We start from the raw sequence: 10819 nt of genomic DNA on the forward strand, positions 1-10819 counted from the left end.
CCGCCCCCCCCCCCCCTCGGGTGAGGGGGGGCATGTGCCCCCCCCCGGCGCGGGGGGGGGGGTGAGGGGGGGGGGCTCCACCCCAAGCACCCAATCAAAAAAACACAAGTCCGATACACAGGGAGGGACGGTCATGTTCGACTTGCTGGGGGTGCCGCCCCAGGTCCTGTTCGGCCAGCTTCTGCTCGGCCTCATCAACGGGTCCTTCTACGCGCTGCTCAGCCTTGGGCTGGCGGTCATCTTCGGCATGCTGAACGTCATCAACTTCGCCCACGGCGCGCTCTACATGATCGGCGCCTTCGTGGCGTGGCTGCTGCTGACGAAGCTCGGCCTCGGCTACTGGTGGGCGTTGGGTCTGTCGCCGCTGATCGTCGGGTTGCTCGGCGTGGTGCTGGAAAAAACCATGCTGTCGCGCCTCTACAAGCTCGACCATCTCTACGGCCTGCTGCTGACCTTCGGCCTCGCCCTGATCATGGAAGGCGCCTTCCGCCACTTCTACGGCGTGTCGGGCCAGCCCTATCCGATCCCCGACGCGCTCAAGGGCGGCCAGAACCTGGGCTTCATGTTCCTGCCCAACTACCGCGGCTGGGTCGTCGTCGCCTCCCTGATCGTCTGCTTCGGGACGTGGTTCGCCATCGAGCGGACGCGGCTCGGCGCCTACCTGCGCGCCGCCACCGAGAACCCGGTGCTGGTCCAGGCCTTCGGCATCAACGTGCCGGTGATGATCACCGCCACCTACGGCTTCGGCGTCGCGCTGGCCGGGCTGGCCGGGGTGCTGGCGGCCCCCATTTATCAGGTGTCGCCGCTGATGGGCACCAACCTGATCATCGTCGTCTTCGCGGTGGTGGTGATCGGCGGCATGGGCTCGATCCTCGGCGCCATCGTCACCGGCCTGGGGCTGGGGCTGCTGGAGGGCCTTACCAAAGTGTTCTACCCCGAAGCCTCCAACATCGTGGTGTTCGTCGTGATGGCGATCGTCCTTCTCATCAAGCCCGCGGGCCTCTTCGGACGGGAGCGCTGAGCCATGGCCGCCCAAATCAAGACGACCGACTCTCAGACGACCACCATTGCGCTGCGCCGCCCGGGGCAGGACAGCACCCGCAACGCCATCATCCTCGGCATCGGGCTGCTGATCGCGCTGGCCGCACCCTACGTGCTGTATCCCGTCTTCGTGATGAAGGTGCTGTGCTTCGCGCTGTTCGCCTGCGCCTTCAACCTGCTGATCGGCTTCGCCGGGCTGCTGAGCTTCGGCCACGCCGCCTTCTTCGGTGGGGCGGCCTACATCACCGCCCATTCCGCCAAGGTCTGGGGGCTGGGGCCGGAGGTCAGCATTCTGCTCGGCATGGGCTTCTCCGCGCTGCTGGGCCTCGCCTTCGGCGCGCTGGCGATCCGCCGTCAGGGCATCTACTTCGCCATGATCACGCTGGCGCTGTCGCAGATGGTCTTCTTCATGGCCCTGCAGCTCAAGTTCACCGGCGGCGAGGACGGCATCCAGGCGGTGCCGCGCGGCCATCTGTTCGGGATGATCGACCTGAACCAGCCGTTGGCCATGTACTACTTCGTGCTGGCGGTGTTCCTGGTCGGCTTCGCGGTGGTCTGGCGCACGGTACACTCACCCTTCGGACAGGTGCTGAAGGCGATCCGGGAGAACGAGCCGCGCGCCGTGTCGCTCGGCTACCGGACGGAACGCTACAAGCTGCTGGCCTTCGTGCTGTCGGCGAGCCTCGCCGGTCTGGCCGGCGGGACCAAGGCGCTGGTCTTCCAGCTCGCCTCGCTGACCGACGTGACGTGGCAGATGTCCGGCGAGGTGGTGCTGATGACCCTGCTCGGCGGCATGGGCACGCTGCTCGGCCCGGTGGTGGGGGCGGCCATCGTCGTCACGCTGGAAAGCTATCTGGCGGCCACCAGCATGCCGGTTCCGGTGGTGATCGGCGCCATCTTCGTGGTCTGCGTGCTGGTCTTCCGCCGTGGTATCGTGGGCGAGCTCCAAGCCCGCTTCGGCCGGCGGTAAGATCGACGACACCGAACGACACAAAAGCCAAAACCAGGATCAGCACGATGGATCAACCTTCAGATCTGCCGCTGTGGACCCCGTTGGAGGCGCGCGTCGCCGCCTCCAACCTGACGGCCTTCCGGCAGGCCGCGAGCGCCCGCTTCGGGCTGCGGCTGGACGATTACGACGCGCTCTACGACTGGTCGGTCGCCGGCAAGGAGGACTTCTGGCGCTTCCTGTGGGAGTGGGCCGGACTCAAGGGCGACCTCGGCGGCGTGGCACTGGCCGATGGTGACCGGATGCCCGGTGCCCGCTGGTTTCCCGAGGCCAGCCTGAACTACGCCGAGAACCTGCTCGCCAACGCCCCGGAGGGCGAGGCTGTCGTCTTCTGGGCCGAGGACAAGGTCAAGCGCCGCTGGTCCGGCGCCGAGCTGAAGGCCGAGGTCTCCCGCCTCCAGCAGGCGCTCAAGGCCGCCGGCGTCGGCAAGGGCGACCGTGTCGCCGCCGTCGTTCCCAACATGCCCGAGACGCTGGCCGCCATGCTCGCCACGGCCAGCCTGGGGGCCATCTGGTCCTCCTGCTCTCCCGACTTCGGCGCCCAGGGCATCACCGACCGCTTCGGCCAGATCGAGCCGACCGTCCTCTTCGCCCCCGACGGCTACTGGTACAACGGCAAGAGCCACGACGTCCGCGCCAAGATCGCCCAGGTGCTGACCGAGCTGCCCACCGTCAGGGCCGCGGTCATCATCCCCTACATCAACGAGACCCCGGACGTCTCGGCCATCCGCGGCGGCGTCACCTGGGGCGACTTCACCGCCCCCTTCGCGGCGGCGGAACCGAGCTTCGAGCGGGTGGCCTTCAACCATCCGCTTTTCATCCTCTATTCCTCGGGCACCACCGGCAAGCCCAAGTGCATCGTCCACGGCACCGGCGGCACGCTGCTCCAGCACGTCAAGGAGCACCGGCTGCACAGCGACGTGAAGCCGGGCGACCGGGTGTTCTACTACACCACCTGCGGCTGGATGATGTGGAACTGGCTGGTCTCCGGGCTGGCCGCCGGGGCGACTCTGCTGCTCTACGACGGCTCGCCCTTCGCGCCGGACGGCAACATCCTGTTCGACTACGCCGACGCCGAGGGCATGACGCTGTTCGGCACCTCGGCCAAGTTCATCCAGCAGGCCGAGAAGTCGGGGCTGGAGCCGATGCGCACGCATCGGCTCGACACGCTGCGGGCGCTCGCTTCGACCGGCTCGCCGCTGATGCCGGAGAACTTCGAATACGTCTACCGGGCGATCAAGACGGACATCCATCTGGCCTCGATCAGCGGCGGCACGGACATCGTGTCCTGCTTCGTGCTGGGCAACCCGACGGCCCCGGTGTGGGCGGGCGAGTTGCAGACGGCGGGGCTCGGCATGGCGGTGGCGGCCTTCGACGATACCGGCCACGCGGTCAGCGGCGAGAAGGGCGAGCTGGTCTGCACGCGGCCTTTCCCCTGCATGCCGGTGGGCTTCTGGGCCGACCCGGACGGGGCGAAGTACCGGGCGGCCTATTTCGAGCGCTTCCCCAACGTGTGGACGCACGGTGACTTCATCGAGCGCACGGTGCATGGCGGCTGGGTGATCTACGGGCGCTCGGACGCGGTGCTCAATCCCGGCGGGGTGCGCATCGGCACGGCGGAGATCTACCGGCAGGTCGAGCAGCTTCCGGAGATCCTGGAGGCGGTGTGCATCGGCCAGGAGTGGGACGGCGACGTGCGCGTCATCCTGTTCGTGGTGCTGCGCGAGGGGCTGACGCTCGACAAGGCGCTGGAGGACACGATCCGCAAGCGCATCAAGGAAAACTGCTCGCCGCGGCACGTCCCGGCGCGCATCGTGGCGGTCAAGGACATCCCGCGCACGCGCTCCGGCAAGATCACCGAACTGGCGGTGCGCGACGCCGTGCACGGCCGCCCGATCAAGAACACCGAGGCGCTGGCCAATCCCATGGCGCTCGACGAGTTCCGCGAGCGCCCGGAACTGGAAGGCTGACCGCCGTTCCGCCCTCTCCCCAGGCGGGGGGAGGGCACCCAAACCATCAAGACAGCAGAGGATAAGCCATGACCTTGACTCAGAAGGTCGCGGTGGTCACCGGCTCGACCAGCGGGATCGGCTTGGGCATCGCGCGGGCGCTGGCCGGGGCCGGGGCGGACGTGGTGCTGAATGGCTTCGGCGACGCCGCCGCCATAGAGGAACTGCGCGCCGGTCTGGCGGCGGAGTTCGGCGTGCGCGTCGGCTATCACGGCGCCGACCTGTCCAAGCCGGCGGAGATCGCCGCGCTGATCGGCCACGCGGAGGAGACCTTCGGGTCCGTCGACGTGCTGGTGAACAACGCCGGAATCCAGCATGTCGCCCCGGTGGAGGACTTCCCGGCGGACCGCTGGGACGCGGTGATCGCGCTCAACCTGTCCGCCGTCTTCCACGGCACCCACCACGCCCTGCCGGGCATGAAGCGGCGCGGCTGGGGCCGCATCCTCAACATCGCCTCCGTGCACGGCCATGTCGCGTCGGTCAACAAGGCGGCCTACGTCGCGGCCAAGCACGGTGTGGTGGGGCTGACCAAGACGGTGGCGCTGGAAACGGCGGGCACCGGCGTCACCTGCAACGCCATCTGCCCGGGCTGGGTGCTGACCCCGCTGGTGCAGAAGCAGATCGACGCCATCGCCTCGACCAAGAACATCCCGGAGCCGCAGGCGAAGGCGGAACTGCTCGGCGCCAAGCAGCCCTCCGGCGCCTTCGTGACGCCGGACGAGCTGGGCGGGCTGGCGGTCTATCTGTGCTCCGACTCGGCGGCGCAGATGACCGGCGCCAGCCTGCTGATGGACGGCGGCTGGACCGCGCAATAAGGACTTTGTTTCCCTCTCCCGCCTCGGGGCGGGAGAGGGGTTTCACCATTACTTCTGGACGTTGGCGGCGGTCTGGCCGAACAGGATCTTCTTGCCCTCGTCGGTGACCGACGGGCGCTTGGCCAGTTCCGCGCCCTTCTCATAGGCGCGGACGGTCGCCGGGCGGGCCTGGATCGCTTCGAACCAGCGCTTCAGCTCGGGGAAGTCGGCGAGGTTCTGGCGCTGCCGCTCGTGCGGGACGATCCAGGGGTAGCAGGCCATGTCGGCGATGGTCAGTTCGTCCCCCGCGATGAAGGCGCGGCCGGCCAGACGCTTGTTCAGGACGCCGTAGAGACGGTTGGTCTCCTTCACGTAGCGGTCGATGGCGTAGGGGATCTGTTCGGGCGCGTACTGCACGAAATGGTGGTTCTGCCCGGCCATCGGGCCGAGGCCCCCCACCTGCCAGAACAGCCACTCCAGGACCGTCTTGCGGCCCCGCAGGTCGGCGGGCAGGAACGTGCCGGTCTTCTCCGCCAGATAAATCAGGATCGCGCCCGATTCGAAGACGGACACCGGCTCCCCGCCGTCGGCCGGAGCGCGGTCGACGATGGCCGGCATGCGGTTGTTCGGGGACATCGCCAGGAAGTCCGGCTTGAACTGGTCCCCGGCGGAGATGTCCACGGGATGGATCGTGTAATCCAGCCCGGCCTCCTCCAGGAACAGTGTGATCTTGTGCCCGTTGGGGGTCGGCCAATAGTGAAGGTCGATCATGGCGGTCCTTCCGGTTTGTCTCCAGCCCCGAAAAGTGATGGAGCGAACGGTTTCCGGCAACCCGCGCCGTGCGCGGATCAGCCCTCCGGAAGGGGCAGGCGACGGGCGCAACGTCGCGGCCCCCGAAATGTTGAATACGGTGAACCGACAATCATCATGAGGACCGTCATGAGCGACGACCGGACACCCGCCACCCAGCCCCAGCGCAAGGACGACCGGATCGACGAGGCCCGTGAAGGCACCGTCAAGCCTGAGCAGGGCGGCGAGGCCGAACTGACCGAGAAGGAGGAGCAGAAGCGCGGCGGCGCCAACAAGTCCACGCCGGGACCGATCTACGACGTGTAAGGCCGGCCCATCACGACACGAGCGCCAGGGTGGGGTCGGGCGGTATCGGCGTGGCGTCTTCCAGCGTCCGGGCCACCTCGTCCAGCGGGGCGGCGACCACCAGCGGTTCGGAGCGTCCGGCGAAAGTGATCTCTGTCCGCTCCCCTTCGGTGCCGCGCAGGTAGAGTACGCCCGCGGCGTTGATCAGGACCGGCGTCCCGGCGCGGTCGGTGAATTCGATGAACTTCATGCAGGACTCCCACGGAGGTTGCATCACGCTTGGACTGTCTCAAACACGCAAAATGGGCGGCGGGTTCGCTTCTCCGGATGGCACTGCCCGTTCGGTGCCCCGCCGGCTCGCTCATTGCGCGCAATCAGCCCCTTGATTGATGCACCGCATCGACAAACATGGGCGCTGCGGGCCACGTCGGTCCGCGCCGTCCGCCAACAAGGAACAGATGCCGTGAAGTTGCTCGTCGTCGAAGACGACCCGTTGATCGGGCCCGCCATCAAGGCCGTGATGGAGAACGCCGGATACACGGTCGTCGGCCCCCTGCGCGACGCCGCCAAGGCGACGCGGCTGGGGGTCCGGGAACAGCCGGATCTTGCCCTGGTGGACGTCTATCTGGCCGGAGGTGAGAACGGGCTGACGCTGGCCCGCAAGCTGTGGGAGGAGCACAACATCCCCTCCCTGCTGATCACCGGTTTCGACCACCGCGGCGAGGAGGCGCGCGATTTCGCGGTCGGCCTGCTGCGCAAGCCGGTGATGCCCGACGCGCTGGTCGATGCCGTCGGGGCCGTCGGGGAAATCCTGGCGGGGCTGCGACCGTCCTCCATCCCCCCGGCGCTGGAACTGTTCGGGCGGCCCGAGCGCGCGGCCGCCGCACCGCAGCCGACGCCGCAGACCGCACCCCAACCCGCACAACAGCCCATGCGGCGGCAGGGCTGAAGCCCTGAGGCCCCGCCCTGCCGTTTTCGCATGCTTTAAACAGTATCCTTAGACAATGACCGTTGGTCAGCGGTCCGGACTCTCTTCCGGACCGCCCGGCGCGGGGGCTTCCGCCGGCTGAGCGGAATTCTGCGCGGGGGCCGCGACGGATGAAACGTCCTGCGGCTTGGTGTTTTCGGAGCCGTTGCTGGGGTCCAGCTCTACCCACTGGCGATGATCGCTCATGACTTGTCTCCCGTCCGTCTGTGGTCGCGTCCCGTGGTGCAGGAATGGTCCGATGAGGCGCCTCTCGTTTCTCGGTTCGGGCGCCTGTCCTTTGGAATAACGCGTGGCGAAGGGATTCGATCAATCCCGAGCGAAGAAATCGGGTATTTTGTGAGGCAGCCCTGTCAAGGGGGCTCTTTCAAAAGCCCCGGCGGGCCAGCGCCGGTTCACCGCGCCGCAACAGCCGGCGAGCCAGCGACAGCGGGGTACGCAACATCTGGCGTACGGCGGCGCGGGGGCCGAGCGGTTTCTCGATCGCGTAGTATTTGCGGATCGTCTCCCGCACTTCCCAGACGCCGGTGAAGCCCCTGGGAATGACGAAGGCGTCGCCCTCTCCATGCTCCTGCGGCGCGCCGTCCCGGGGGGTGATGACCACCCGCCCGGCCAGCAGGACGCAGAACTCCTCGTATGGCCAGTCGGCCATGGCGATGGTGCCCGGCGTGCATTGCCAGACCCCGCAGGCGAACCGCCCCCCGCCGCCGTCGTAGAGGTTCAGGAAACTTTCCTGAGGGTCGCCGGACAGCACGGTCCCGAAGACGGCGGGCTTGCCGGGGTCGTTCCCGATCAGCCGCTGGTCGATGGGAACGAGCGCGCGGCGCGGCGGCGGGTTGCGGTCCATGGAACTCACCCCTCCCGCACCAGCAGCGCGACGGGGAAGTCCCGGAAGAGGTCGGCAGCGGTCACCGCGTCGGCGGCCTCCAGCGTCCCGTCGGTCAGCGCGTTGCGCCAGCGCTGCCCGCGCGGCAGCGGGACAGAGGTGTCGCCCCAGTCCGGCGTCTCGCCCAGCGCCCCTACGAGCCGCGGGGCGGCGACCACCACGGTGTCGTCGCCCAGCCGGCGGGCGAAGGCCACCACATGCTCCGCCCGTTCGCCCGTCGCTTCCAGCGGCAGGTACTCCCCCTTGGCGAACAGGTCGGGCATGGCCGTCCGCAGGGCCAGGGCGCGCCGGGTCAGGGAGAGCTTCACCGCGCCGTCCTGCCAGCGGTCCAGCAGGCTGCCGATCGCCGCCCCCTCGACCTCGTCGAGCAGGCGGCGGCGGGCGTCGTAGTCCACCGGGCGCCGGTTGTCGGGGTCGACGAGGCTGAAGTTCCACAGCTCGCAGCCCTGGTAGATGTCCGGCACGCCGGGGCTGGTCAGCTTCAGCAGGGTCTGGGTCAGTCCGTTGACCATGCCGATGCGGGCGAGCCGCTCCTGGAAGGGCAGGAAGGCGTCGAAGAAGGCGGTGCTGCGCGACACGTCCAGCGCGTCGTGGACGAAGCTGGTCATGGCGCTTTCGTACGCCTCGTTGGGAGACGCCCAGGTGGTGTGCACCTTGGCCTCGCGCATCGACTTGGTCATGGCGCCGGCGAGGCGTTCCGCGAACTCCGTCATCGCCTGCGGGTCGAGGCCGGCGGGGTCCGCGCCGGTCAGCTCCGCCGGCCAGGCGCCGACGAGGAGTTGGTAGAACAGATACTCGTCGTTGCGGTCGGGCGGGGCGGTGCCCTCCACATCGCCGCGGCGGGCGCGCAGCAGGCGGCTCCAGGTCTGGATCTGCCGCTCCCACTCCTCGGGCATCTCCGACAGGGCGTAGAGGCGGGCGCGGGTGTCCTCGCCGCGCTTGGTGTCATGGGTGGTGCTGCCCAGCATGGCGTGGGGCCAGCGGGCGGCGCGCTCCGCGTTGGCGTGGTGGAAGTTGGCGGTGCCGACCCCGAAATGCTCGGGATGACCGCCCACCTCGTTCAGCGCGGCCAGCCGGTTGTAGCGGTAGAAGGCGGTGTCCTCCAACCCCTTGGCCATCACCGGCCCGCTGTACTGCTGGAAGCGCATGGCGAAGCGCAGCACCTGCTGGCGGCTGTAGCCGCTGCGCGGTTGGGCCACCAGATCGGTGGTCAGCAGCCTTTGCAGGAAGTCGTAGGCGGAGCCGTCGGTGTTCGGGTCGGCCTTGCGCGCCTGGGTGATCGCCCAGTCGATGCTCCGCCGGTCCAACTCGCTCACGCCGCGCCAGTCCACATAGGTGCGGTAGACCGGGAAGCGGGCGATGGTCTCCTTCAGCGCCTGATGCAGGATGTTGGCGGTGAAGTCGGCGGTGCGCGGGTTGGCGCGGGCGATGCGCGAGGCCTGCCGGGCCAGAACGTGAAGCTCGCTGGACATCTCGCTGTCCATGATGCGGATCTTGCTCGTCCGCACCACCTCGTCGAAGCTCTCGCGCCGCCCGGTGAAGTCGGCGTAAAGCCTGGTGAAGGCCTCCTCGCCCTTCGGGTCGACGAACAGACCGCCCATCAGGTTGGCGAACTCGTAGCCGGTGGTGCCGTCGATCGGCCAGTCCTCGCGCAGCCGCTCGTGGCGGGCCAGGATCTTCTCGACCACCAGATAGAAGGGCCGCTCCGTCGCCTCGGCCAGCCGCTCGCAATAGCCCTTGGGGTCGTAGAGGCCGTCGATGTGGTCGATGCGCAGCCCGTCCAGCGTGCCGTCGTCGACCAGCTTGAAGGCCAGCCGGTGGGCGACGTCGAACAGCTCCCGCTCCTCCATGCGCAGGCCGGCAAGTTCGTTGATGTTGAAGAAGCGGCGGTAGTTGATGTCGTCCGCCGCCACCTTGAAATAGGCGGCGCGCCAGTTCTGGGCGGCGATCAGGTCGGTCAGGCGGCGCCAGCTCTCCGGCTCGCCCTCCTCGCCGCGGAAGCGCTTCAGCCGGCGCTCCACGGCTTCGGCCACGTCCGCCTTCTCGGAGACCAGGGCAGCCAGCTCGGCCTTCAGGGCGTTGGCGCGGCGGATCTGGTGCGGGCGCACCTGATCGAGATGGCGGAAGGCGTCGCCGATCCGCTCCAGGTCCGGCTGGTCGTCGCCGAGGATCGTGCCGTAGTCGGCGGGCCGGATGGGCAGCTTGTGGGTGTCGTAGGCCCAGACGGCGAAGCCGCCCGTCTCCTTGTCGAAGCGCAGCTCCAGACCGCCGGACTCAAGCACCGCGCCGAACTGGTCGCCCAGCAGCGGCACCAGCACCTTGCCGTGGAGGTAGCGGCGGTCGGGCTCCCACTCGATGTCGAAATAGCCGGCGTAGGGGCTGTCCGGCCCCCATTCCAGCACGTCCAGCCACCAGCCGTTGTCCGACCCGCCGACGCCCATGTGGTTCGGCACGAAGTCGAGGATCTGGCCCAGCCCGTTGCGCTTCAGCGCCTCGACCATGGCGTGGAAGGACTCCTCGCTGCCCAGCTCCGGGTTCAGGGCGTTGTGGTCGACGATGTCGTAGCCGTGGGTGCTTCCCGGCCGCGCCTTCATGTAGGGCGAGGCGTAGAGGTGGCTGACGCCCAGCCGCGCCATGTAGTCGGCGATTCCGGCGGTGCGGTCGAAGCCGAACTCGGCGCGCAGCTGCACGCGGTAGGTGGCCTGAGGGATCGGCTTATCGGCGTCCGCCGCCATGGGTTGGTCTCCTGAATCAGGAACGGTGAAGACCCCTCTCCCGACCCGGGAGAGGGAGGGGCCCGCCGCAGAGCGGCGGGAGGGTGAGGGGACCGGCCACGGGGAGAGGGGCGATGCTCCGGGGGAGACCCCGCCCCCCCCCCCCGCCGGCCCCCCCCCCCCCGGGGGGAGAGGGGGGGGCGGCGGGCCCCGCCGCCGGCCGGGGGGGGGCGTACAGGGCGGGGGCGACGGCGGGCCGGGAGGGACGGGGCCGCGCGCCGCGCCA

At 68.9% G+C, this 10819-nt stretch carries 11 protein-coding genes; 6 read left to right on the forward strand and 5 right to left on the reverse strand.

Going from position 1 to position 10819, the window contains the following annotated elements; all coding sequences use genetic code 11:
* Nucleotides 1-133 precede the first annotated feature (133 nt).
* The 4 genes from GBZ26_RS21245 (at nt 134) to GBZ26_RS21260 (ending at nt 4874) form a co-directional block, all read left to right on the forward strand.
* Entirely contained in the window at nt 134-1021 is an 888-nt protein-coding gene (locus GBZ26_RS21245) for a branched-chain amino acid ABC transporter permease (protein WP_059399141.1), read from the forward strand.
* Between the two features lie 3 nt (nt 1022-1024).
* Complete coding sequence (locus GBZ26_RS21250; protein ID WP_174440557.1) at nt 1025-2011, forward strand: branched-chain amino acid ABC transporter permease; 987 nt, start codon at nt 1025-1027, stop codon at nt 2009-2011.
* A gap of 47 nt (nt 2012-2058) precedes the next feature.
* Complete coding sequence (locus GBZ26_RS21255; protein WP_174440558.1) at nt 2059-4020, forward strand: acetoacetate--CoA ligase; 1962 nt, start codon at nt 2059-2061, stop codon at nt 4018-4020.
* Nucleotides 4021-4088: 68 nt separating this feature from the next.
* Nucleotides 4089-4874 carry a 3-hydroxybutyrate dehydrogenase gene (locus tag GBZ26_RS21260; protein WP_174440559.1) on the forward strand — a complete coding sequence of 262 codons (786 nt, stop codon included), beginning with the start codon at nt 4089-4091 and terminating at the stop codon, nt 4872-4874.
* Nucleotides 4875-4922: 48 nt separating this feature from the next.
* On the opposite strand, the gene GBZ26_RS21265 is transcribed toward GBZ26_RS21260, so the two are convergent.
* A complete protein-coding gene (locus GBZ26_RS21265; protein WP_174440560.1) occupies nt 4923-5624 on the reverse strand; it encodes a glutathione binding-like protein in 702 nt (233 codons plus the stop codon).
* 168 nt (nt 5625-5792) lie between these two features.
* Here GBZ26_RS21265 and GBZ26_RS21270 point away from each other — a divergent pair, with 168 nt between their 5' ends.
* On the forward strand, nt 5793-5969 hold the full coding sequence (locus GBZ26_RS21270; protein ID WP_174440561.1) for a hypothetical protein: 177 nt from the start codon (nt 5793-5795) through the stop codon (nt 5967-5969).
* A 10-nt stretch (nt 5970-5979) separates the two neighbouring features.
* Here the strand turns inward: GBZ26_RS21270 and GBZ26_RS21275 are convergent, their stop codons facing one another.
* Nucleotides 5980-6198: a hypothetical protein gene (locus tag GBZ26_RS21275; RefSeq protein ID WP_174440562.1), complete on the reverse strand. Its 219-nt coding sequence runs from the start codon at nt 6196-6198 to the stop codon at nt 5980-5982.
* Between the two features lie 213 nt (nt 6199-6411).
* On the opposite strand from GBZ26_RS21275, the gene GBZ26_RS21280 reads away from it, so the two are divergent.
* Nucleotides 6412-6897, forward strand: a complete 486-nt coding sequence (locus GBZ26_RS21280; protein WP_174440563.1) for a response regulator — start codon at nt 6412-6414, stop codon at nt 6895-6897.
* A 66-nt stretch (nt 6898-6963) separates the two neighbouring features.
* On the opposite strand, the gene GBZ26_RS21285 is transcribed toward GBZ26_RS21280, so the two are convergent.
* From GBZ26_RS21285 to treY, 3 genes are all read right to left on the reverse strand, one after another.
* Nucleotides 6964-7122 carry a hypothetical protein gene (locus GBZ26_RS21285; protein ID WP_167555915.1) on the reverse strand — a complete coding sequence of 53 codons (159 nt, stop codon included), beginning with the start codon at nt 7120-7122 and terminating at the stop codon, nt 6964-6966.
* Between the two features lie 178 nt (nt 7123-7300).
* Nucleotides 7301-7780, reverse strand: coding sequence for a cupin domain-containing protein (locus GBZ26_RS21290; RefSeq protein ID WP_211104879.1), 480 nt, complete (start codon nt 7778-7780; stop codon nt 7301-7303).
* Nucleotides 7781-7785: 5 nt separating this feature from the next.
* On the reverse strand, nt 7786-10554 hold the full coding sequence (gene treY, locus GBZ26_RS21295; RefSeq protein ID WP_174440565.1) for a malto-oligosyltrehalose synthase: 2769 nt from the start codon (nt 10552-10554) through the stop codon (nt 7786-7788).
* Nucleotides 10555-10819: the final 265 nt, after the last annotated feature.

Origin of the sequence: Azospirillum formosense, from assembly GCF_013340925.1 — a bacterium.
Lineage (GTDB): Bacteria > Pseudomonadota > Alphaproteobacteria > Azospirillales > Azospirillaceae > Azospirillum > Azospirillum formosense.